The sequence below is a fragment of the Sphingomonas sp. CCH9-F2 genome, assembly GCF_001556735.1.
GTDB lineage: Bacteria > Pseudomonadota > Alphaproteobacteria > Sphingomonadales > Sphingomonadaceae > Sphingomonas > Sphingomonas ginsenosidimutans.
In genome coordinates, this window is sequence record NZ_LSJO01000208.1 from 1 (window position 1) to 21649 (window position 21649).

Sequence of the window (21649 nt, forward strand, 5' to 3'; positions counted from 1 at the left end):
CCCCATGCCACCGCGCCGAACAGCGACCCGGCGCCCATCCGCCACAGCAGCGCGTTATAGACGCCGATCGCCAGCGTCAGCGATTTCATGAAGGCGTCCATCACCGAAAACAGCCCGATCCCCGCCGCCGCCACCGCGAAGGCGAGCGCAGGCGACAGATGGCGGGAAGAACGGCGGGTCATGGCGCGGCGGTATCACGTCGGCTAGGCCGCGACGACAGGAACCGGCAAGGAAAAGGCGCCCGCGATGCTCCGTCCGCTCATCATGCTGCTGCTGGCCGCGGCGGCGACCCCGCCCGACACCGCGGGCCGAACCGAGGTGATCGACCGCGCGGCGCTGGCGCGGCTGCGCGGCAACGAGGGTGTGTCGCTGCAGTGGATCGACTGGGACGGTACGCACCGCGGCCTGCTGCACGTCCGGCAGCCGGGCGCGCTGGTGCATATCGACGGGGAACAGCGCGTCGCCGGGCAGCCGGGGGTGCTGACGATCGACGGCGACGTGCTGCGCATCGCGGCGCGCGAGTTCACCTTCCGCGGGCGGATCGTCATCACCGACACCCCCGACGTCGGCCGCCGGTGCGTGCGCGACGGCACCTTCACCTTCCGCATCACCGGCACGCGCCGCTACTGGCGGTTGCAGCAGATGGAGGCGTGCGACGGCCTGACCGATTACGTCGACATCTATTTCTGAGGCGTGCCGCTCAGCGGATCAGGCGGATCTCCAGCCCGACGTCCAGCGCCGCCCAGGCGTGATCGGCGGTCAGCACCTCGGTGAGGTTCACCGTCGACAACAGCAGCGGCCCGGTTTCCTGCGACAATCGCTCGCCACCCGGCTCGCCCAGCAGCAACGCAAGCACGACCGACGAATCGACGACCAGCGTCACTCCCCCCAGTCCTGCCGTCGTTCGCGCAGGAACCGGTCGACGCTATACCCCTTCATCGCATCGCGCAGCCGTGAGAGCGCGGCGGCGAGATCGTCGCGGTGCAGGACAAGATGCTCGCCATCGCGTTCCAGCACCACCGAATCGCCGTCCCTGATCCCCAGTTCGCGGCGCAGCGCGGCGGGGATGACGATCTTGCCGCCGGCGATCACCTTCGCATGATAGGTCATGTCACGCCCTCCAGGACGCGACATATGCGACAGGTCCTACTCGGCGGCCAGTACCGGCGCGGCCTTGGCCGCGTCCGCCGCCTCGATCTCGGCGGCCTTGGCCTCGACCAGCCTGACGATATGCTCGATCATGTCGGCGTCCTGGACGTGATGGTCGGTGACGCCCGACAGATAGACCATGTGCTTGCCGTTGCCGCCGCCGGTGATGCCGATGTCGGTCTCGCGCGCCTCGCCCGGGCCGTTGACGACGCAGCCGAGCACCGACAGGCTCATCGGGGTGCGGATGTGCTGGAGCCGTTCCTCCAGCGCCTGCACGGTGCGGATCACGTCGAAGCCCTGGCGCGCGCAGCTCGGGCAGCTGACGACGCGCACGCCGCGGTTGCGGATGCCCAGCGCCTTCAGGATCTCGAACCCGACGCGCACCTCGTCCTCCGGCTCGGCCGACAGGCTGACGCGGATCGTGTCGCCGATCCCGAACCACAGCAGCGATCCGATGCCGATCGCGCTCTTCACCGTTCCGCCGACGAAGCCGCCCGCCTCGGTGATGCCCAGGTGCAGCGGGCAGTCGACCGCTGCCGCCAGCTGCTGGTACGCGGCGACCGCCAGGAAATGGTCGGACGCCTTCACCGCGACCTTGTATTCGTGGAAATCATGGTCCTGCAGCAGCTTGATATGATCGAGCGCGCTTTCGACCAGTGCGTCCGGGCACGGCTCGCCATATTTTTCCAGCAGGTGCCGTTCCAGCGACCCGCCGTTGACGCCGATGCGGATCGCGCAGCCGTTCGCCTTGGCGGCGCGTACCACCTCCGCCACGCGCTCCGACGAGCCGATGTTGCCCGGGTTGATGCGCAGGCACGCCGCGCCCGCGTCCGCCGCCTCCAGCGCGCGCTTGTAGTGGAAATGGATGTCGGCGACGATCGGCACCCGGGCCGCCCGCACGATCTGCCCCAGCGCTGCGGTGCTTTCCACATCGGGGCAGCTGACGCGGATGATGTCGACGCCCGCCTCCTCGCAGCGGCGGATCTGGTCGATCGTCGCCGCGGCATCCTCGGTCGGGGTGTTGGTCATCGTCTGGACGGTGACGGGGGCATCGCCGCCGACGGGGACGTTGCCGACCATGATCTGGCGGCTCGGGCGACGCTGGATATCGCGCCAGGGACGGACGGACATGAAGGCTTCCTATCGGTTCGCGGGCGATATAGCGATCCGCGCAGCAAAACGGAAATGGAGAGGGATGATGACGCTGTCGCTGTACGAGGCCGTGGTGCCGTCGATGCTCCAGACGCTGGGCGCGGTCGACGGCCTGCTGACCAAGGCCGAGGCCTATGCCGCCGATCATGGGCTGGACCCGGCCGACCTGATCGACGCACGGCTGGCCCCCGACATGGCGCCGCTGGGCTATCAGGTGAAGGCGTGCCGCGAGCATTCGCTCGCCGCGATCGCGGGTGTGCGCGACGGGCATTTCACCCCCAGCCGCGCGCCGTGGCCGACCGATTTCGCGGCCCTGCACGCGCTGCTGGCGGAGGCGACCGGCGCGCTGACCGCGCTGGACGCCGCCGAAATGGACGCGCTGGCCGCCGCGCCGGTCGATTTCGTGATGGGCGAGATGCGGCTGCCGTTCACCGGCACGACGTTCCTGCTGTCCTTCTCGCAGCCCAACTTCTATTTCCACGCCACCACCGCCTATGCGATCCTGCGGATGAAGGGATTGCCGCTGGGCAAGACCGATTTCCTCGGCCGGCTGCGCCTCGGGCGTTGATAGGAAGGCGCGCCAAGGGGTTAGCGTCACGCCGCCGAAGCTGTTAGGGGCGCGCGCGATGCAGCGGCACTACGGCCTCGACTGGCTTCGCATCGGGGCGTTCGCGATCCTGATCCTCTACCACGTGGGCATGGTGTTCGTGCCATGGGACTTCCACGTGAAGCTGCCGGGCGCCTGGTGGGTGGCGGTGCCGATGATGGCGTCGAACCCGTGGCGGCTGGCGCTGCTGTTCGTCGTATCGGGCTATGCCAGTCGCGCGCTGTTCCTGCGCAACAAGGTGCCGTGGCGGTTCGCGCGCCAGCGCAGCCTGCGGCTGCTGGTGCCGCTGGCGTTCGGGGTGGCGGTGATCGTGCCGGTGCAACCGTGGGTCGAACTGACCAGCCGCTACGGCTACGCGCACGGCTTCTGGCATTTCTGGCTGCACGACTATTTCCGCTTCGGCGCGCTGGGCCCGCTGGTGCTGCCGACGTGGAACCATCTGTGGTTCGTCGGCTATCTGTGGGTCTATACGCTGGTGCTGGCCGCGCTGGTCGCGATCGTGCCGGCGCGCGGGCGGCAGGCCGCGCAGCGCGGCTTTGCCTGGATCATGCGCGGCCCGGCGCTGCTGCTGCTGCCGATCGGGTGGATGGTGCTGGTCAATTTCGTCCTGTTCCCCGGCGGGCGCGAAACGCATGCGCTGACGGACGACTGGGTGGCGCACGCGACCTATTTCCCCGCCTTCCTGTTCGGTTTTGCGCTGGCGTGTGCGCCGGCGACGCTGGCCGGGTTCGTGCGGCGGTGGCGCGAATCGGCGGGGATCGCGATCCTGGCCTATCTTCTGGTCGCGGCGATCGAGATCCGCTGGCCGGGCAACACCATGCCCGCGCCATGGGGCACGGCCTTCTCCGTCGCGCGCGCGGTGGAAGGATGGGCGGCGGTCGCCGCGCTGATCGGCTATGCCGACGGACACTGGAACCGCGACCATCGCTGGCGCCCGATGCTGACCGAGGCGGTGTTCCCCTTCTATATCGTCCACCAGTCGGTGATCGTGGTGGTCGCCTTCTGGCTGCGCGCCACCGGCTGGCCGGTGTGGCTGGACGCGATCGTGCTGGTCGCCGCGACGGTGGCGGGGTGCTGGGCCTTCTACCTGATCGGCCGCGCGATCGGGCCGTTGCGCCCGCTGATCGGGCTGCGCCGCCACGCTTCGCGCCGGAGCGGCGTCGATCCACGCCCGGCGATCGCGTGAACGTTACTGGCCGAAACGTTACTGCCCGAACGTGCCGGGGCGGTAGAGCAGGGTGATCGCGACGCGGCGGTTGCGCGGATCCTGCGGATTGTCGGCGATCATCGGCTCGCGATCGGCCACGCCCTCGATCCGGTTGAAGCGCGATTCAGGGATACCGCCCAGCGCCAGCCGCCGCCGCGTCGATTCGGCACGGCCCGACGACAGCATCCAGTTGTTCATCGCGCGCGGATCGCCGAACGGCAGGCTGTCGGTATAGCCGCGGATCATGATCGGGTTCTCGGTCTCGCCGATGCCCTTGGCGACCAGCCCGATCAGCTCGCTCGCCTTCGAATCGAGCGTCGTCGTGCCCAGCGCGAACATCGAATAATCGGCGTCGTCGATCAGGTCGATGCGCATCCCGTCGGGGGTCATCGTGAAGCGGATATGCTTGGCCAGATTGGCCATGTCGCGGCTCTGCGCCATGCGGCGCATCACCTCCTGCTTGAGCCGCGCGAAATTGCGCTGGTCCTCCTGCGCCGCCGCGCTGCGCAGCGACCCCTTGGTACCGAAGCCGCGGACCTCGCCCGGCGCGCGTTCGGTGACGAGCGCGATGGCGCGGATTTCCGCGGTGCCCGCCTTGGCGCCGATCTTCTCCTTCGAGGTGATCGATTCGCCGCCGAACACGCCGCTGCCGCCGAGCCCGACCACCTTCTTGTCGATCAGCGTCGGCGCGAAATAATCGGCGATGCCCTTGCGCTGCTTCTCGGTCGTCGCGCCCAGCAGCCACAGCAGCAGGAAGAACGCCATCATCGCGGTCACGAAATCGGCATAGGCGACCTTCCACGCGCCGCCGTGGTGCCCCGCGGCGATCACGTTGATCTTCTTGACGATGACGACCTTGGGCGGCTGGTTGTTGCCGTGCGGAGCCTTGGCCATCGCGCTTACTTACCGCGCAGCCCGTCGAACACCTCGGCGAAGCCGGGCTGGTTCTTGTGGTCGATGCCCGAGCGCGCCGCCTCGATCACCAGCGGCTGCGGATGGCCGTGGAGCGAGGCGATGATGATCTGCTTGACGACGTGATAGATCGCCGCATCGGCCGCGATCACCTGCTTCAGCCGGCCCGCGAACGGATTGACGATACCATAGGCCAGCAACACGCCCATGAACGTGCCGACCAGCGCCGAACCGATCATCCCGCCCAGCACCGCCGGCGGCTTGTCGATCGAGCCCATGGTCTTCACGATGCCCAGCACCGCGGCGACGATGCCCAGCGCGGGCAGCGCGTCGGCCAGGCTCTGCAACGTGTGTTCCGGGCCCTCGACCTCGTGGTGGTGGGTCTTGATGGCATTGTCCATCACCTCCTCCACCGCATGGACGTCGAGCGTGCCGGACGAGACCACGACCAGCCGCAGCGTGTCGGCGATCAGGTTGACCAGGGTATGGTCCTTCAGCAGCTTGGGATATTCGGCGAACACCGCCGAGGACTTGGGATCCTCGACATGCGGCTCCAGCGCGATCGGCCCTTCCATGCGCAGCATCTTCATCAGCTTGCTGACCAGGAAGATGACGTCGAGATAGTCCTGCTTCTTGTACTTCGGCCCCTTGAACACCTTGGCCAGGCCGCCGCCCATCGCCTTCAGCTCGCCCATCGAATTGCCGATGATCAGCGCGCCGGCCGCGGCGCCGCCGATGATGAGCATTTCGTGCGGGATAGCGTGGAAGACGGGGCCGAGATTGCCGCCGGTGATGGCGAACCCGCCGAACACCATGCCGAGAAGGACGACGAGGCCGATGGCCGCAAACATGCGCGTTTCCCCGAAAGAAGGACGTGACGGTTACCGCAGCGTGGTTAACCCGGCAGGGGTAGCGAAGTGGTTACCGCGCGCGCGAAATTCGTACCGACCCCCTCCCCGCTCCTGCCGTCCCCGATCGCGCCGCCGGCGGCACGCCCCCGCGACGAAACCGCCGCCGGCGCACGGCGACGCCGCCGCGCGCGCGGCCGCGCGATCAGCGCAGATAGGTGAACAGCGACAGCTGCGACAGTTTCGAGAAGCTCTGCTGCGTCGCGTTGAGGATCGTCAGCGTCTTCGACAGCTCGGTATAGGCCTTGGTGACGTCGACATCCTCCAGCGAGGACCGCAGGTCCGCGCGGTCCAGATTGGAACTGTCGAGCAGCCCCTGTTGCAGATCGACCCGCGCCGCGCGCGCGCCGACCGACGCCTGCACCACCGATACCTGTTCGCTGGCCTCCTTCAGCGGCGCCATCGCGGCATTGGCGACGGTCTCGCTCGCCGTGCCGGTCTGCAACGCGGCGGCCAGCGTCGACAGCGCCTGCAACGTGTCGCCGGAGCCGGAGGTGAAGATGCGCGCGGCGGTCTCGGTCGGCTGGACCGACACGCCGTCGCCGATCGGGATTTCCGACAGCTTGTTGGCGGTGTTGTAGGTGAAGGTGCCGTTCGCGTTGCGGATCACCGCATCGGTGCCCGCCAGGCTGCCGAACAGCGGCTGACCGCGCAGGTCCTTGGTATTGCCCAGCCCGATCAGCGCATCGACGATCGAGGACAGCTGGTCGCCGATCACCTTGCGGTCACTGCCGCTGAGCGCGCCGTTGGCGGCCTTGTTCACCAGTTCGGTCGCCTGCTGCATCTGCACGCTGATCGACCCCAGCGTCGAATCGGCCTGCTGGAGCAGCGCGGCCGACAGGTCCAGGTTCTTGCCATAGACCTCGGCATCGGCGTCCTTGCGCGCCAGTTCGGCGATCTGCTGCGCCACCGCCACGTTTTCGGACGGGTTGGTGATCTTCTTGCCGGTGGCGATCTGCGTCTGAAGCCGCGTGGCGGTCTTCATCAGATCGCTCATCTTGCCGGCGGAGCGTTCGAACAACAGGCTGCTGGAAATCTGCATCGCGCTTACCTGATTTCGAGGATCGACTGGAACGTTTCGCGGGCGACCTGCACCACGCGGCTGGACGCCTGATATGCCTGCTGGAAGCGGACCAGATCGATCGCCTCCGCATCGAAATTGACCCCCGACAGCTCCGACCGGGCGGTCAGCGCGCCGTCGTGGATCGCGGTCTGCGCGTCCGACACCAGGTTGCGCTGCTTCAGCGTGGCGGCATTCTGGGTCACCAGTTTCTGCACGCGGCCTTCGTAATCGTCGCTGACGCGCAGCCCCGCGAGCGTCGCGAGGTTGCTGGCGTCGCGCTGCCCGCCGGTCTTGGCGGCGGCGATCTTCGCGCCATCGCTCAGCGCGACGGTGAATTTCGTCGGATCGCCCGCGGCGACGGTGAACAGGTCGGTGCCGGTCGCGCCGTTCAGATCCTGTCCGCTGCGCTGCAGGGTGTTGACGGTGCTGGTGAACTTGTCGGCGATCGCGCCCAGTTCCTGGCGGGTCGAGAAGATGCGCTGCGCGCCCTCCGCCACGCCGGCCAGCGCGCCGCCTTCGGGGCTCATCAGCTGCGACGATCCGTCGGCACGGGTCACCTGCAACGCGACGTTGCCGTTGCTGCGCGCATAGCCGACGTTGGTCGCCTCGCGCACGTCGACCAGCACCGGTCCGCTGTTGCCGCCGGCACGCACCGTCGCGCGGCCGAAGGAATCGAACTGCGCGTCGATGTCGGTCAGCCCGCTCATCTGTTCCAGCAGCTGGTCACGCTGGTCCTGCAATGCCGCCGCAGCGGACGTGCCGGGCACGACGGTCATCAGGCCCTGGTTGACCTTCAGCACCGCCTGGTTGAGCCGGTTGAGCTCGCCGACGTTCTGCACCGCGCGCGAATCGAGCTCGGTCATCGATTCGTCGAGCGAGCGCGCGGTCACGCCGAACGAATCGGCGACCGACGCCGACGCGCTCAGCATCCCGGCGCGCAGCGCGGTGCTGGTCGGTTCGCCCTGCAGCGCGGTCGCCGCGCCGAAGAAGGCGGTCATCTGCGTCGTCAGCGCGCCGCCGCCCAGCGCGGTCTCGATCCGCTGGAGCCACACCGAACTGGCCTGCGTGCGAGCCAGATCGGCACCGGCGTTGCGCACCGCCGCCTCGGTATAGGGATTGCTGGACCGGCCGACGCCGTCGACGATGACGCCGCTGCCGTTGAGGGTTCCGCTGCCGTAGCTGCCCGCCGACGCGACCTCGCGCATCACCGTCGTGCGGCGCACATAGCCCGCAGTCCCGGCGTTCGCGATGTTCTCCGACGTCGTCGTCAGCGCGGTCTGATACGCGCGGACGCCCGAAGCGCCGATGGCGAGCAAGTCACTCATTCTAACTGCGTGCCATGACCGGCATTAAGATTCGGTTGAGATTTCGCGAGAAAATCGGTCATCGCCTTGCCGATGCCGACCGGCGTGTGCTCGGCCATGTGGCGCACCGTCGCCTGGTCCTGCATGTCGCGGAAGGTGTCGAGCGCCTTGCTGTCGAACAGCGGGTCGGACAATTTGGCCTGGCGCATCGACTTCAGCATCATGCCGGTGAACACCGCCTCGAACTGCTGCCCGGCCTTGGCCAGGTTGTCGCGCGTCTCGGTGCGGCCCAGCCCCGAATCGATCCCGGTCGCACCGGAAATGGTCGGCATCGTCGTCATCACAGCACCACCAGTTCGGCCTTGAGCGCGCCGGCTTCCTTCAGCGCCTCCAGGATCGCCACCAGATCGGCGGGGCTGGCGCCGATCGCGTTCACCGCCTTCACCACATCGGCCAGCTTCGGGCCGGGCGACAGCAGGAACATCGGCTTCTTCTCCTCCTCGACCGACACGTTCGAGCGATTCTCGAGCGCGGTCTGCCCGCCGCTGAACGGCGCGGGCTGGCTGACGCGCTGATTCTCGTCGATGCGCACCGTCAGCTTGCCGTGCGTCACCGCCGCCGCGCCCAGCCGCACGGCCGAGTTGATGACGACCGTGCCGGTGCGCGCGTTGACGATCACCTTGGCGGACGGCTCGGCGGTCTCCACCGCCAGATTCTCGATCTGGCTCATCAGCGTCGCGCGCACGTCGGCGCCGACCGGCGCGCGCACCGCCACCGACACCGCGTCGGTCGCCTGCGCGGTGCCAAGCCCGAAGCGGCGGTTGATCGCGGCGGCGACGTTCTGCGCGGTGGTGAAGTCCGCGCGCGCCAGATTGTAGGTCAGGAACGGCGTATCCTCGAACCCGGTCGCGACCGCACGCTCGACGGTGGCCCCTTCGGGAATGCGACCGGTGGAGGGGACGTTGACGACGATCTTCGATCCGTCCGCGCCCTCCGCGCCCAGCCCGCCGACCGCCAGATTGCCCTGCGCCATCGCATAGGTCTGCCCGTCGGCGCCCAGCAGCGGGGTCAGCACCAGGCTGCCGCCGCGCAGCGACTTGGCCTTGCCCATCGACGCGACGGTGATGTCGATCCGCTGGCCCGGCTTGGCGAAGGGCGGCAGTTCGGCGGTGATCATCACCACCGCGGCGTTCTTCATCCCCGGATTGGCGTTGGGCGGCAGCTGCAACCCGAAGCGCGAGGCGACCGCCTTCACCGACTGGACGGTATATTCGAGATTGTCGTCGCCGGTGCCCGGCAGCCCGACGACCACCCCATAGCCGGTCAGCTGGTTCGAACGGATGCCCTGGAACCCGCCCAGATCCTTGATCCGGTCGGCGGTCGCAGGGGTCGCGACCAGCAGCGCGGCCAGCGCGAGGAGGATGGCACGGATCATCAGAACGGGCTCACGACCTGGAAGAAGCGGGACAGCCAGCCCTGGCGGCTGGAGCGGGCGACGTCGCCCTTGCCGGTATAGGCGATCTGCGCATCGGCGACGCGGGTCGATTCCACGCGGTTGTCGCGATCGACGTCGGCGGTGCGCACGATCCCCTTGATCTGCACGAATTCGTCGCCGCGGTTCAGCGTCACGCGCTTCTGCCCCTGCACCAGCATCGTGCCGTTGGGATAGACTTCCGCGACGGTCACCGAAATCTCGCCGGTCAGCGAATTGGACTGGTCGGCCGCACCCGTGCCGTTGAAGCCGCGGTTGCCGCTGACGCTGGCATCGCTCGCGCCGAACAGGCTGAGCGCGCCGGTGGTCGGCGGGGTCAGGCCGAAGCCGCCCTTCGAATCAAGTTTCGACGACGACGTCTTGGACGCCGCGGTGCGTTCGACCAACACGATCGTCAGCGGATCGCCGACGCGGCGCGCACGCCACCCTTCGTGCAGCGCGCCATAGCCGGCCGACGCCTGGAAGATCGCGCCATTGGCGGGCGGCGGCGGCGTCACCGGCGGCGCCAGCGGCGCACGGATCGCGGTGAAATCCTCCTTCGGCTTCTTGCGCCCGAACAGGCTGGCGTCGGCGGGCGCCGGCGCGAACGCCGCCGCGACCAGCGCCAGCGCGGTCGCGCCCAGCGCCAGTTCGATCCAGCGCGCATCGCGCGCCAGCGGGCGAAGGGGGATGGGGCGGGTGGCCATGATCTGCATTCCTGTCGCGATCAGATGTTCTGGTTGGCGTATTTGAGCATCTCGTCGGTGGCCGAGATCATCTTCGAATTGACCTCGTACGCGCGCTGGGTCTCGATCATGTCGACCAGCTCCTCCACGACGTTGACGTTGCTCGCCTCCAGCTGGCCCTGCCGCACGCGGCCACGCCCGTCCTGCCCGCCGACGCCCAGATTGGCCGCGCCGCTGGCATCGGTTTCGAGGAGGATGTTGTCGCCGTTCGATTTCAGCCCGGCCGAATTGGGGAAGCTGGCGACCTGGATCTGCCCCAGGTTCTGCGACCCCGACTGGCCCGGGACGGTGGCGGACACGGTGCCGTCCATGCCGACGGTGATCTCGCTGGCGTTGGCCGGAATGGTGACGCCGGGCATCACCTGATACCCCTGGCTGGTGATCAGCATCCCTTCGGGCGAGCGGCTGAAATTGCCGGCGCGGGTATAGCCCAGCGTCCCGCCGGGCATCTGCACCTGGAAATAGCCGTCGCCGTCCAGCGCGACGTCCAGGCTGTTGCCGGTCTGGTTCATCGACCCCTGCGTTTCCATCCGCGCGGTGCCCTGCACGCGCACGCCGGTGCCCAGGTTCAGGCCGGTGGCATACTTGGTTTCCGAGCTGGACGGCGCGCCCGCAGCGGTGACGACCTGGTAGGACAGCGTTTCGAACGACGCGCGATCGCGCTTGAACGCGGTGGTATTCACGTTCGCCAGGTTGTTCGAGATGACCCGCATCCGCATGTCCTGGGCGTCGATCCCGGTACGTGCGATGTGCATGGCGGCGGTGGTCATGAGCTAATCCTTCCTCAGCCCGGCAGGCGCATCACGGATGCGCTCGATTCGTCCATGGTGCGTGCTTCCTTCAGAAGGTTCGCCTGCACCTCGTAGCTGCGCTGGTTCTCGATCATGTCGACCAGCGCCTGGGTCATGTTCACGTTCGATCCCTCGAGCGTGCCCGACGCGACCTTCGCGTCGAGATCGGCGGGCAGCGCGCCGCCGTTGGGAACCCGCATCAGATTGTCGAGACCCTTGACGGTCTGCGACCCCTTCGACGAGACCACCTTGATCCGGTCGATCACCTGCGGCCCGCCGGTGTCGCCCTGCGCGACGATCGCGATCGACCCGTCCTGGCCGATCGACAGCTGGCTGTACGGCGGCAGCGTGATCGGGCCGGACTGGCCCACCACGATGAAGCCGTCGCCGGTTTCCAGCGCACCCGAGGGCGACACCTGAAGGTCGCCGCGACGGGTATAGGCCTCGCTGCCGTCGGCTGCCTGCACCGCGATCCAGCTGTTCTCGTCCGTCACCGCGACGTCCAGCGGGCGCCCGGTCTGCTGCAACGCGCCCTGCCGGCGGTCGATGTCGCGCACTTCCTGCCCGGTCGGCTGGCGCGCCGACAGCGTGGTGGTGCCGTCGGACAGGACGATGCGGTCGAAGATGACGCGATCGGCGCGAAAACCGGTGGTGGAGGCGTTCGCCATGTTGTTGGCGATCGCGGCCTGCGCGGACATGTGTGCGCGCAGACCCGTCGCCGCCGTATAGACCAGCTTGTCCATCTACCGGCTCCCGCCCCCGCCTGTCGCTTACGAGCGGATGTTGAGGATGGCCTGCGACACCTGCGTCGCGGTATCCAGCGCCTTGGCGTTCGCCTGGAAGTTGCGCTGCGCCGCGATCAGGTTGACCAGTTCCTCGGTGATGTCGACGTTCGACCCTTCGACCTGGCCCGACTTCAGGTTGCCGTAGCCGTCGGTCGCCGCCGAACCCAGGTTGGCCGCGCCCGAGATACCCGTCGCCTGCCAGTAACCGCCGCCGACCTGGCGCAGCCCAGTGGGGGCGGAGAACTTGGCCATCGCCACCTTGCCCAGCGGCACGATGTCACCGTTCGAGAAGCTGGCCTTGATGAGGCCCGAATCGTCCACCGTCACGCCCGCCAGCTGGCCGACCGCGACGCCGTCCTGGCTGCGCGAATTGACCGACGACGCGCTCGACAGCTGGGTCGAACCGGCCAGGCTCAGCGTGATCTGCTGCTGCGCCGCGCCCGAGGCCGGGATGAACGGATCGAACGCCAGCGTGCCCGTCGCCGGCGCGATCAGCGCGCCGGTGTTGCCGAACTTAAGCTCGACCGGCGGCGGCGGGGTGCCGGTGTCGCCGGTGCGGCGCATCGGCGCGTCGCCGACGAAGGTGAACACCTTCCACGTGCCGGTCGTCGGCGGCGACGCGGCCGGATCGCCCATCGCGGTGCGCACGTAATAGTTGGTCATCGTCATCGGATTGCCGTTTGCGTCGTAGATGCGGCTGGCGACCGAGTTGTTGTACGTGGTGGTGTCGGTACGGTCGAACTTCGTCGCATCCTTCAGCGACGAGGTCGACGTCAGCTGGACCGACGTGGCGACGTTCGCGGTCGCCTGCGGGGTGCCGCTGGTCTGCTGGATCTGCAGGTTGGTCAGCCCCTGCTGCCCGGTGGAGGTGACGTTGCCGTCATTGTCGACCGGATAGACCATCAGGAAGCTGCCCTGCGAATCGACCACGTTACGATCGTCGTCGACCGAGAAGCTGCCGGTACGGGTATAGTTGACCTGGTCCGACAGGCCGGTCGACTTCACCACGAAGAAGCCTTCGCCGACGATCGCCATGTCGAGCGCGTTGGTGGTGCCGTTGAGCGGGCCGTCCTTGAACTGCTGTACCGTGCCCTTCACCATGACGCCCGAACCGACCATCTTGCGCGGATCGGTCGACACATTCGACGCGATCACGTCGGCGAACATGGTACGGCTCTTCTTGAAGCCGGTGGTGGATACGTTGGCCAGGTTGTGGCTGATCGTGGCCATGTCGGTCTGCATCGCCTGCAGGCCGGAAAGCGCGGTGAAGAAGGACATGGTGTAAACTCCTCGCGGTAACGATGTGATGGCAGGTTCGTGGATGGGGGTGTCAGGTGACCTTGCGGACCGAAGCCGGCTTGACCTCGCCGAGGCCGGCGACATTCAGCACCGGCTCGCCGCCGGGCACCAGCGTGGCGGACTGGACCGGCGCCCACACCAGCGGCGTGGCGGCGACGATCGCGGACTTGTTCGCCGCCTCGACGGTGATCGTATAGGGGCCGTTCTCGACGGCGTTGCCGGCGTCGTCCTTGCCGTTCCAGTCGAACGTCGCGGTGCCCTGCGGCTGCTCGCCCAGCTGTAGGTTCTTGACGATCTTGCCGTCCTTGTCGGCGATCGCGACGTTGACGTCGCTGGCCGCGCCGCCCAGTTCGACCGCGCCGGCGATCCCGCCGGTGCTGCGCTCATAGGCGGTCTTGCCCTCGGTCAGGACGGTGCGGCCGACGAACGACATCGCATCGGCGGTGCTGGTCGCGCCGAGCCGCGCGGAGATGGCGGCCAGCGACTTGTTCATGTCGCTGATGCCCGCCACGCTGCTGAACTGCGCCATCTGGGCGACCATCTCGGTATTCTCGACCGGCTTGAACGGGTCCTGGTTCTTCAGCTGCGCGGTCATCAGCGCGATGAAGTCCTCCTGCCCCAGCGTAGTCTTGTTGCCCTTGGCGGCGGTGTTCGCCTGCGCGCCGGTGCGCGTGATCCCCGCCGCGGCCAGCGCGGCGTCGTAGCTGCTCTTGCTGGCGTCGGCGGCCGCCTGGGAGGTGAGGGTGAGCGAATTGCTTGCCATGATCAGCGACCCATCTTGATGGTGTCGAGGATCAGCTTCTTGGCCGTATCCATCACCTCGACATTGTTCTGGTAGCTGCGCGCGGTCTCCATCATGTCGACCAGCTCGCGCGATTCATCGACCGCCGCGTCGAAGACGTTGCCATCCTTGTCGGCCAGCGGATTGGCCGGGTCGTACCGCTTGGTCGGCGCCTCGCCGGCGGTGACGATCTGTTGCACGTCGACGGTCGACATGCCGCTGGCCGCGTCGAAGCTGGTGCGGAACACCGGCTTCATCGTCTTGTACGCGCCGTCCGCGGTGGTCGCGACGTTGCCGGCATTGGCCAGGTTCGACGCGGTCGTGTTCATGCGCGTCAGCTGCGCCGACATCGCGCGCCCGGCGACCTGGAAGATGGTGAGCGGGGAACCCGTGGGCATCGCTTATTCCCCCTTCAGCGCGCGGGTGATCTGGCCGATCCGCCCGTTCAGGAACGACAGCGTCGTCTGATACTGGACGGCGTTTTCGGCGAAGGCGGTCTGTTCGGTCGACAGTTCCACCGTATTGCCGTCCATCGACGGGGTGGTCGGCACGCGATAGCGCACCGCGCCGTCGATTCCGCCCGCATTGCCCGCCTCCACCGCGCCCAGCGCGGTGCGGAAGTCCAGGTCGCGGGCCTTGAAACCGGGGGTGGACGCATTGGCGATATTCGACGCCAGCACGCCCATGCGCTGGGAACGCACCTCCAGCGCACTGCCATGAATTCCGAACAATCCGTCAGCCATGGGCCGATCCTCCTTCGCACGAACAGGTGCTCGCCGAGGTATCAGCAAGGGGCGTGCCAAATGCCACGCAACGGGAACGAATCGCCGCCGGGGCGCCGCACGGCAGCAGCGGCGGCAAGCCTTTGCCGGTTGCCGGCAACGATCTTGCCGTCCGCGCGCCGTCGCGGCCGCCGTCCGTCAGCGCATGCGGATTGGCCCGCGGATTGCAGGGGGATCGCGCATGACACCCGGCACCTTCCTCGATCCCGCCGCGCTCGCCATCGTCGGTGGCGGCACCGTGCTGGCGACGCTGCTGCGCACCCCGCTCGCCGATGTCGCGTGCGCGCTGTCGGCGCTGCGCGTGCTGCTGCGGCGGCGGTTCGATGCCGGCCCGCTGGTCGAACAGATCGCCGCGCTGTCGCGGATCGCGCGGCGCCACGGCGCGATGGCGCTGGACCGCACCGTCGTCGCCGATCCCGACGTCGCGCTGGGCATTGCCGCGATCGTCGACGGAACGCCGGTGCCCGCACTGCTCGACGCGCTCGACACCGCGCAGCGCGCGCGCGTCGAACGCCACCGGATCGCCGCCGACGTATGGGCCGGCACGGCGGAGGCGGCGCCGGCGATGGGGATGGTCGGCACGCTGGTCGGGCTGGTCGCGATGTTCACGCAGATGACCGATCCCGCCGCGATCGGCAGCGCGATGGCGATCGCGCTGCTGGCTACCTTGTATGGCGCGCTGCTCGCCAACCTGATCGCGCAGCCGATCGCGACCCGCCTGCGCACCGCCGCACGGACCGAGGCGCTGGAGCGGCTGCGGCTGGCCGCGCCGCTCGCCGCGCTGGCCGCGCGCGAGGCGCCGCGACCGGTCTCGTTCGTGCCGCAGCGTGATGGCGCTGCTCCCGCCACGCCGATCGCGGAGGAGGATGCGGCATGACCGCCGACGACCTGCCCCTGCCCGCCCCCGCGCGCCCGCTGTGGCTGGTGACGCTGGCCGACCTGTCGCTGCTGCTGGTCGGCTTCTTCGTGCTGCTCCAGGCCAATCGCGATCTCGATCCGCGGCGGCTGGCCGAGGGGCTGGCCGCCGGCTTCGGCGTCACCGCGCCGGCGATGCCGGTCGCGGGCAATGCCATCGACGGCTTCGCCCCCGGCAGGGCCGATTTGCCGTATAGCCCCGCCGCGCTCGCCGCCTGGGCCGGTGCCGAGCTGCGCGATCCGCGCGTGCGGCTGACCGTCACCGGCGTCGCCGACACCGTCCCCGGCCATGGCGACGTCGACGCGGCCAGCGGCAGCGGCGCGGTGCTCGCCGCCGATCGCGCACGCACGCTGGTCGCCGCGCTCGCCCGCGCCGGAGTGCCCGACGCGCGCATCGATATCGCCACCGCGCTGCGCCCCGGGCGCCGCGCGGTCATCGTCACGCTCGCCTTCGCGGGCGATCCGTCCGTCGCTTCCCAGGGGAAACGTCCATGATCCTGCCGCTCCTCCTCGCCGCCGCCGCGGCGCCCGCTTTCCAGGATACCGCCGCGCTCGACCGCGCGGTCGCCGCCTTCACCGCGCAGCCGATCGGTGCGCTGGGCGGAGCGCGCGCGCCGGTCGATCCGCGGCTGCGGCTGGCGACCTGCCCGATGGTGGCGATGTCGTGGCGCACCGATGCGCATGACGCGGTCGTCGTCGCCTGCGCCGGTCCCAGCTGGCGGATCTTCGTTCCCGTGCTCGCCCCGCCGCGCGCCGCGCCCGCCGCCGCCACGCCGGCGCTGCGACCGGCCGCCGCCGTCCCCGCCGCCCCGGTGATCCGGCGCGGCGATCCGGTGACGATCGAGGCCGGTTCGGACGGCTTTTCGATCACCCGCGACGGCGTCGCGATGGGCGATGCCGCCCCCGGTGCGCGGCTGATGGTGAAGGTCGACGACACGCCGCGTCCGGTGCAGGCGGTGGCCGTCGCGGCGGGCCGCGCGACCCTGCCGGGATGGCCGGAATGATCGCGCCACAATGACCGCTATAAAAAAGTGCTAAAGTCACCGCCCCGATGGTCGTTTCTGCCGGTGTCAGCGGAACCGGATGGGTGCGGACATGGTAGACTCGGTAAGTTCAAACACGATCAGGGCAGGAGATCTTCGGATCGCCAACGTCGCGCGCGTCGCGGCGGCTCCGGCGGTGACGACCGACGCTCCAGCGTCGTCTCTTCCCGGCGTGCAGGCGCCACAGACGCTCGCCCGGTCGATGGCGACCAAGCCGCCGGTCGATTCGGAGCGGGTCGCCGCGATCAAGTCCGCGATCGCCAACGGCACCTTCCCTTTGTCGCCAGCGACGATCGCCGACCAGCTTATCGCGCTGAAATACGATTGGATGTCGCATGAACAGGCGTGACGCGCTGGTGCGCGTGATCGATCTCCTCCACGCCGAGATCGCCGCGCTCAAGGCCAACGACCTCAACGCCCTGGAACGCGCCACCGCGCACAAGCTGACCGCGATCGAGACGCTGCGCGCGCTCGGCGACGGCCCCGCCTCGCCCGAGGTACGCGCGCTCGCCGAGGAAGCGGACCGGCTGAACGACACCTGCCGCATCTACGTCAACCTGATGGCGGCAAATGTCCGCCGCCGCCTGCAGCTTCTTTCCGGCCAGGGCGGCAACGCCTATCGCCGCGGCAGCGTCGCCTACGCCTGATCCGCGCCACCCGCGCGCCGCGCGGCGAAATGGCACGCCTCTTGCTGATTGCGGCATATGACCGTGTCAGCGATTTCCCCGACGACCCAGCGCGTGACGTCCGCGATCCAGCGGGCCGCCCAGCGCACCGGCATCGACTTCGACTATCTGCTGGGCCAGGCAAAGCTGGAAAGCGGCCTGAATGCCACCGCGCGCGCGGGCACCTCCTCCGCATCGGGGCTGTACCAGTTCATCGAGCAGAGCTGGCTGTCGGTGGTCAAGAAACACGGCGCCGAACACGGGCTGGGCTGGGCCGCGGACAGCATCCAGCAGACCGGGTCGGGCCGCTTCACCGTCACCGGCGGCAATCGCGCCGCGATCCTGGGGCTACGCAACAATCCCGAGATCGCATCGCTGATGGCCGCCGAACATGCCGGCGACAATAAGGACGGGATCGAGGCGGCGACCGGCCGCGCCGCGACCGGCACCGACCTGTACATGGCGCATTTCCTGGGGCTGGGGGGTGCGCGCACTTTCCTGTCCGCGATGAAGGGCAACCCCGATCGCAGCGCCGCGTCGCTGTTCCCCGCCGCCGCGCGCGCCAACCGCAACGTCTTCTTCGAACGCGACGGCTCCGCCCGATCGCTGTCGGACGTGTACCAGCGGTTCGCGGACAAGCTGGGTGCGGGCGCCGCATCGGCGGGCGCGGGCACCGGCAGTGCCGCCGCCACCGCGATGCAGTTCGCGGCGCAGGCGCTGGCGATCGGCGACGACGCCACCGTGGTGACCGGCGCGGGGCAAAGCGCCAGCGACGCGCTCGCCTGGGCCAATTCCACGCTCGGCCGGATCCAGGCGGCGGCGGGCCAGTCGGCCGCCGCGGCCAATAACAGCATGTTGCGCCCCTCCCCCGATCATGCCCGCCTGGCGTACATGATGCTGGCGAGCATGGGGGGCTGACCCGGTGAAGCTGCTCCACAACGCGCGTCAGGCCGCGCTGCCCGCCGCGATCCTGCTGCTGGTCGTGCTGATGGTGGTGCCGATCCCGGCGGCGCTGCTGGACCTGTTCTTCATCATGAACATCACGATCAGCCTGGCCGTGCTGATGGTGGCGCTCAACGCCGAACGCCCGCTCGATTTCTCCGCCTTCCCGACCGTGCTGCTGTTCGCCACGCTGTTCCGGCTCGGCCTCAACGTCGCCTCGACGCGCGTCGTGCTGGTGCACGGCCACACCGGGTCGGCCGCGGCGGGGCATGTGATCGAGGCGTTCGGATCGTTCGTGATCGGCGGCGACTATGTCGTCGGCCTGTTCGTGTTCGCGATCATCGTCATCATCAACCTGATCGTGGTGACCAAGGGCGCGGGCCGCGTGTCCGAAGTGTCGGCGCGCTTCACGCTGGACGCGCTGCCCGGCAAGCAGATGGCGATCGACGCCGACCTGAACGCCGGCCTGATCACCCCCGACGAGGCCAAGCAGCGCCGCGTCGACGTGGCGACCGAAGCCGAATTCTACGGTTCGATGGACGGTTCGTCCAAGTTCGTGAAGGGCGACGCGGTCGCCGGGCTGCTGATCCTGGCCGCCAATATCGTCGGCGGGCTGATCCTCGGCCCGGTCAGCCATGGCATGGCGGTCGGCAAGGCGGCGCAGACCTATACGATGCTGGCGATCGGCGACGCACTGGTCGCGCAGGTGCCGGCACTGCTGCTGTCGATCGCCGCCGCCGCCATCGTCACCCGCGTGAAGTCCGAAAAGGATCTGGCCGGGCAGATCGGCAGCCAGTTCGGCTCGGCGCGCACCTGGACGCCGGTCGCGGCGATCCTGACGCTGCTGGGCGTGCTGCCGGGGATGCCGCATCTGGTGATCCTGCCGATGGCCGCCACCGCCGGCTTCGCCGCGTGGAAGCTCAACCAGATCGCCAAGCGCCCGAAGATCGTCGAGCCGGCCGCGCCGGTCGAGGCGCCCGATCCGTCGAAGATCGGCTGGGACGAGGTGACCGAGGCGATGATGGTCAACCTCGACGTCGGCTACGGGCTGGTCCCGCTGGTCGATGAGCGCCGCGGCGCGCCGCTGATGGCGCGGCTGACCGGCGTGCGCCGCCAGCTGTCGAAGGAACTGGGCTTCGTGGTGCCGCAGGTGCGCGTGCGCGACGACATCAACCTGCCGCCCTACACCTATCGCCTGATGCTGGGCGGGGTGTGCATCGGCGAGGATCAGGTGTCGCCCGATGAGATGCTGGCGCTCGACACCGGCCAGGGTTTCGGCGAGCTGATCGGCAAGAAGGCCAAGGATCCGACCTTCGGGCTGGAGGCGACGTGGATCTCGCCCGGCGACGCCGACGTCGCGACCGGCCAGGGCTATCTGGTGGTCGATTCGGGCACCGTCATCGCCACCCATCTGAACCATGCGCTGGGCGCGCATTCGGCCGACCTGCTGGGCGCCGACGAGGTCCAGTCGCTGCTCGACGGGTTGAAGGAGCGCACGCCGCAGCTGGCCGCCAGCCTCGCCACGCTGCCGCTGACCACGCTGACCGGCGTGCTGCGCGGCCTGTTGGCGGAGGGCATCCCGCTCAAGGAATTCCGCCGCATCGCCGGCGCGATCGCGATCGCCGCGCAGCGCAGCCAGGACGCTGGCGAGATCGTCGAGCTGATCCGCCCCGACCTCGGCCCGCTGATCATCGCGCGGCTGGCCGGCGTGCGCGAGCCGCTGCGCGTCATGACGCTGGAGGGCGGGCTGGAACAGCTGCTCGGCCAGGCGATGCGCAACGATCCCGGCCGCCAGGTCATCGAACCCGAACTGGGGCGCCGCATCGTCGACGCCCTGCAAGCCGCGGCCCAGCCGCTCATCGCGGAAGCCAAGCCGTTCGCACTGGTCGTCCAGCCCGCGATCCGCCTGGCGATCCGCAAACTCGTCCGCACCGTTCTTCCGGATACGCCCGTCATGAGCTTTTTCGAAGTCCCCGAGGACAAGGCCGTTGAAGTCGTCGCGATCATTGGCGGCCACACCCCGCAGCCGGCGCTGGCGGCATGAGCGCCGAGCCGATGAAGGGCGCGTTCGCCAACGCGACCCCGCTGGAGTCCGCTCCGCTCACTTATAGTCCACGCGCGCGCGCGCGAGACGACAATGCGCTGGTGCAGACGCACCTGCCGCTGGTCCGGCGGCTGGCGTGGCATGTCCACGGCTCGGTCTCGACCGCGATCGAGGTGGAGGACCTGATCCAGGTCGGGCTGGTCGCGCTGGTCGAGGCGATCGCCACGTTCGAGGATCGCGGGCAGGTGACGCTCAAACAATATCTCGTCACGCGGCTGCGCGGCGCGATGATCGACGAGCTGCGCCGTCATGCGGCGATGACGCGCGGCGCGATCCGCCGGCGGCGCGACTATGCGCGCGCGGTCAACCATCTGTCGGGCGAACTGGGCCGCGCGCCCACCGACCGCGAACTGGCCGAACGGCTGGGCGTCACGGTCGAGAAGATGCGCGCCGAATATGCCGCCGCCGAGGCGGTGAAGTACGAATCGATCGACGAAGTCTATGCCGACGACCAGCCGTGGTTCGCCAGCGACACGCCCGATGCGTTCGAGCAATTGTCGGAGGCGCAGACGCGCGACCGGCTGATCGCCGCGATCGCGACGCTGCCCGAGCGCGAACAGATGGTCATCCAGCTGTATCACGTCGAGGAACTGAACCTCGAGGAGATCGGCCAGGTGCTCGGCGTCGGGTCGGCGCGCGTTTGCCAGATCAAGGCATCGGCGCACGCCCGGCTGAAGAAGGCGATGCAGCGCGGCGCGGGGTGAGGCGTTGTCCGCGCGGGGCTGCCCTGCCCCGCCGGAGACGATCGCATGGCCGGGCGATCCCGACGAGCCGACCGTCGAGGGCGGCGAATAAGGGACACGACGACACCCCGGCGGCCGACAGATCGGTCGCCGGGGTGTCGCGCGTCAGCGGTTACGGGCCGCCGCGGGGGGACAGCGGCCCCACCCGTCGCTTAGCCGAGCAGCTTGAGCACGCTCTGCTGCGACTGGTTGGCCTGCGAGAGCATCGCGGTCGACGCCTGGCTGAGGATCTGCGCCTTGGCGAGCGCGGTCGTCTCGGTCGAGAAGTCCGCGTCCTCGA

28 protein-coding genes and 1 pseudogene are annotated in these 21649 nt (G+C 69.0%); 11 read left to right on the top strand and 18 right to left on the bottom strand.

What is annotated here, in order from left to right:
* Window positions 1–182 (bottom strand): annotated as a pseudogene (locus tag AX685_RS21460) (EamA/RhaT family transporter); the annotation flags it as partial.
* 64 nt (window positions 183–246) lie between these two features.
* Between AX685_RS21460 and AX685_RS06045 the strand changes: the two are divergent.
* Window positions 247–690: a hypothetical protein gene (locus AX685_RS06045; RefSeq protein ID WP_156445701.1), complete on the top strand. Its 444-nt coding sequence runs from the start codon at window positions 247–249 to the stop codon at window positions 688–690.
* A 10-nt stretch (window positions 691–700) separates the two neighbouring features.
* Here the strand turns inward: AX685_RS06045 and AX685_RS06050 are convergent, their stop codons facing one another.
* Genes AX685_RS06050 through ispG form a run of 3 tightly spaced genes read right to left on the bottom strand, consistent with a single transcriptional unit; the run spans window position 701 to window position 2280 of the window.
* Complete coding sequence (locus AX685_RS06050; RefSeq protein WP_066486444.1) at window positions 701–883, bottom strand: hypothetical protein; 183 nt, start codon at window positions 881–883, stop codon at window positions 701–703.
* Window positions 880–1110 carry an AbrB/MazE/SpoVT family DNA-binding domain-containing protein gene (locus tag AX685_RS06055; RefSeq protein WP_066486446.1) on the bottom strand — a complete coding sequence of 77 codons (231 nt, stop codon included), beginning with the start codon at window positions 1108–1110 and terminating at the stop codon, window positions 880–882. The genes AX685_RS06050 and AX685_RS06055 overlap by 4 nt, the downstream gene beginning before the upstream one ends.
* A gap of 36 nt (window positions 1111–1146) precedes the next feature.
* Window positions 1147–2280: a flavodoxin-dependent (E)-4-hydroxy-3-methylbut-2-enyl-diphosphate synthase gene (ispG, locus tag AX685_RS06060; RefSeq protein WP_066486448.1), complete on the bottom strand. Its 1134-nt coding sequence runs from the start codon at window positions 2278–2280 to the stop codon at window positions 1147–1149.
* Between the two features lie 67 nt (window positions 2281–2347).
* Between ispG and AX685_RS06065 the strand changes: the two genes are divergently transcribed.
* On the top strand, window positions 2348–2869 hold the full coding sequence (locus AX685_RS06065) for a DUF1993 domain-containing protein (RefSeq protein ID WP_066486509.1): 522 nt from the start codon (window positions 2348–2350) through the stop codon (window positions 2867–2869).
* Window positions 2870–2927: 58 nt separating this feature from the next.
* The gene (locus tag AX685_RS06070; RefSeq protein WP_066486450.1) at window positions 2928–4094 is read left to right on the top strand and encodes an acyltransferase family protein; all 1167 of its coding nucleotides are present in this window, start codon (window positions 2928–2930) and stop codon (window positions 4092–4094) included.
* Window positions 4095–4112: 18 nt separating this feature from the next.
* Here AX685_RS06070 and AX685_RS06075 read toward each other — a convergent pair whose 3' ends face one another.
* The 13 genes from AX685_RS06075 to AX685_RS06135 form a co-directional block, all read right to left on the bottom strand.
* Complete coding sequence (locus AX685_RS06075) at window positions 4113–5009, bottom strand: flagellar motor protein MotB (RefSeq protein WP_066486452.1); 897 nt, start codon at window positions 5007–5009, stop codon at window positions 4113–4115.
* Between the two features lie 5 nt (window positions 5010–5014).
* Complete coding sequence (gene motA, locus AX685_RS06080) at window positions 5015–5878, bottom strand: flagellar motor stator protein MotA (protein WP_066486453.1); 864 nt, start codon at window positions 5876–5878, stop codon at window positions 5015–5017.
* Window positions 5879–6080: 202 nt separating this feature from the next.
* Entirely contained in the window at window positions 6081–6977 is an 897-nt protein-coding gene (locus AX685_RS06085) for a flagellin N-terminal helical domain-containing protein (protein ID WP_066486454.1), read from the bottom strand.
* Window positions 6978–6982: 5 nt separating this feature from the next.
* Complete coding sequence (gene flgK / locus AX685_RS06090; protein ID WP_066486464.1) at window positions 6983–8323, bottom strand: flagellar hook-associated protein FlgK; 1341 nt, start codon at window positions 8321–8323, stop codon at window positions 6983–6985.
* Entirely contained in the window at window positions 8320–8643 is a 324-nt protein-coding gene (locus AX685_RS06095; RefSeq protein WP_066486466.1) for a rod-binding protein, read from the bottom strand. The genes flgK and AX685_RS06095 overlap by 4 nt, the downstream gene beginning before the upstream one ends.
* On the bottom strand, window positions 8643–9737 hold the full coding sequence (locus AX685_RS06100) for a flagellar basal body P-ring protein FlgI (protein WP_066486469.1): 1095 nt from the start codon (window positions 9735–9737) through the stop codon (window positions 8643–8645). Before AX685_RS06100 ends, AX685_RS06095 begins: the two co-directional genes overlap by 1 nt.
* Complete coding sequence (locus tag AX685_RS06105; protein WP_066486511.1) at window positions 9737–10480, bottom strand: flagellar basal body L-ring protein FlgH; 744 nt, start codon at window positions 10478–10480, stop codon at window positions 9737–9739. Before AX685_RS06105 ends, AX685_RS06100 begins: the two co-directional genes overlap by 1 nt.
* 20 nt (window positions 10481–10500) lie before the next feature.
* Complete coding sequence (flgG, locus tag AX685_RS06110; protein WP_066486472.1) at window positions 10501–11289, bottom strand: flagellar basal-body rod protein FlgG; 789 nt, start codon at window positions 11287–11289, stop codon at window positions 10501–10503.
* Between the two features lie 14 nt (window positions 11290–11303).
* Window positions 11304–12053, bottom strand: a complete 750-nt coding sequence (locus AX685_RS06115; RefSeq protein ID WP_066486483.1) for a flagellar basal body rod protein FlgF — start codon at window positions 12051–12053, stop codon at window positions 11304–11306.
* Window positions 12054–12080: 27 nt separating this feature from the next.
* On the bottom strand, window positions 12081–13373 hold the full coding sequence (locus AX685_RS06120; protein WP_066486486.1) for a flagellar hook protein FlgE: 1293 nt from the start codon (window positions 13371–13373) through the stop codon (window positions 12081–12083).
* 52 nt (window positions 13374–13425) lie between these two features.
* Window positions 13426–14157, bottom strand: coding sequence for a flagellar hook assembly protein FlgD (locus tag AX685_RS06125; RefSeq protein ID WP_066486488.1), 732 nt, complete (start codon window positions 14155–14157; stop codon window positions 13426–13428).
* A 2-nt stretch (window positions 14158–14159) separates the two neighbouring features.
* Window positions 14160–14573 carry a flagellar basal body rod protein FlgC gene (gene flgC / locus AX685_RS06130; protein WP_066486491.1) on the bottom strand — a complete coding sequence of 138 codons (414 nt, stop codon included), beginning with the start codon at window positions 14571–14573 and terminating at the stop codon, window positions 14160–14162.
* 3 nt (window positions 14574–14576) lie between these two features.
* On the bottom strand, window positions 14577–14918 hold the full coding sequence (locus AX685_RS06135; protein WP_066486496.1) for a flagellar basal body rod protein FlgB: 342 nt from the start codon (window positions 14916–14918) through the stop codon (window positions 14577–14579).
* Window positions 14919–15138: 220 nt separating this feature from the next.
* On the opposite strand from AX685_RS06135, the gene AX685_RS06140 reads away from it, so the two are divergent.
* From AX685_RS06140 to AX685_RS06170, 8 genes are all read left to right on the top strand, one after another.
* The gene (locus AX685_RS06140) at window positions 15139–15834 is read left to right on the top strand and encodes a motility protein A (RefSeq protein WP_082740569.1); all 696 of its coding nucleotides are present in this window, start codon (window positions 15139–15141) and stop codon (window positions 15832–15834) included.
* Window positions 15831–16367: a flagellar motor protein MotB gene (locus AX685_RS06145; RefSeq protein WP_231738606.1), complete on the top strand. Its 537-nt coding sequence runs from the start codon at window positions 15831–15833 to the stop codon at window positions 16365–16367. The genes AX685_RS06140 and AX685_RS06145 overlap by 4 nt, the downstream gene beginning before the upstream one ends.
* Window positions 16364–16876: a flagella basal body P-ring formation protein FlgA gene (locus AX685_RS06150; protein ID WP_066486499.1), complete on the top strand. Its 513-nt coding sequence runs from the start codon at window positions 16364–16366 to the stop codon at window positions 16874–16876. Before AX685_RS06145 ends, AX685_RS06150 begins: the two co-directional genes overlap by 4 nt.
* Before the next feature lie 175 nt (window positions 16877–17051).
* Complete coding sequence (flgM, locus tag AX685_RS20915) at window positions 17052–17264, top strand: flagellar biosynthesis anti-sigma factor FlgM (RefSeq protein ID WP_231738608.1); 213 nt, start codon at window positions 17052–17054, stop codon at window positions 17262–17264.
* Complete coding sequence (locus AX685_RS06155) at window positions 17251–17562, top strand: hypothetical protein (protein ID WP_066486502.1); 312 nt, start codon at window positions 17251–17253, stop codon at window positions 17560–17562. The genes flgM and AX685_RS06155 overlap by 14 nt, the downstream gene beginning before the upstream one ends.
* Before the next feature lie 57 nt (window positions 17563–17619).
* The gene (locus tag AX685_RS06160; protein ID WP_066486505.1) at window positions 17620–18498 is read left to right on the top strand and encodes a flagellar biosynthesis protein FlgJ; all 879 of its coding nucleotides are present in this window, start codon (window positions 17620–17622) and stop codon (window positions 18496–18498) included.
* 70 nt (window positions 18499–18568) lie between these two features.
* Entirely contained in the window at window positions 18569–20566 is a 1998-nt protein-coding gene (flhA, locus tag AX685_RS06165; protein WP_066486516.1) for a flagellar biosynthesis protein FlhA, read from the top strand.
* Complete coding sequence (locus AX685_RS06170; RefSeq protein WP_066486508.1) at window positions 20563–21330, top strand: sigma-70 family RNA polymerase sigma factor; 768 nt, start codon at window positions 20563–20565, stop codon at window positions 21328–21330. The genes flhA and AX685_RS06170 overlap by 4 nt, the downstream gene beginning before the upstream one ends.
* A 191-nt stretch (window positions 21331–21521) precedes the next feature.
* Here AX685_RS06170 and AX685_RS20920 read toward each other — a convergent pair.
* Window positions 21522–21649, bottom strand: a 128-nt coding sequence (locus AX685_RS20920) for a flagellin (RefSeq protein WP_269450464.1), incomplete at its 5' end; no start/stop codon positions are given.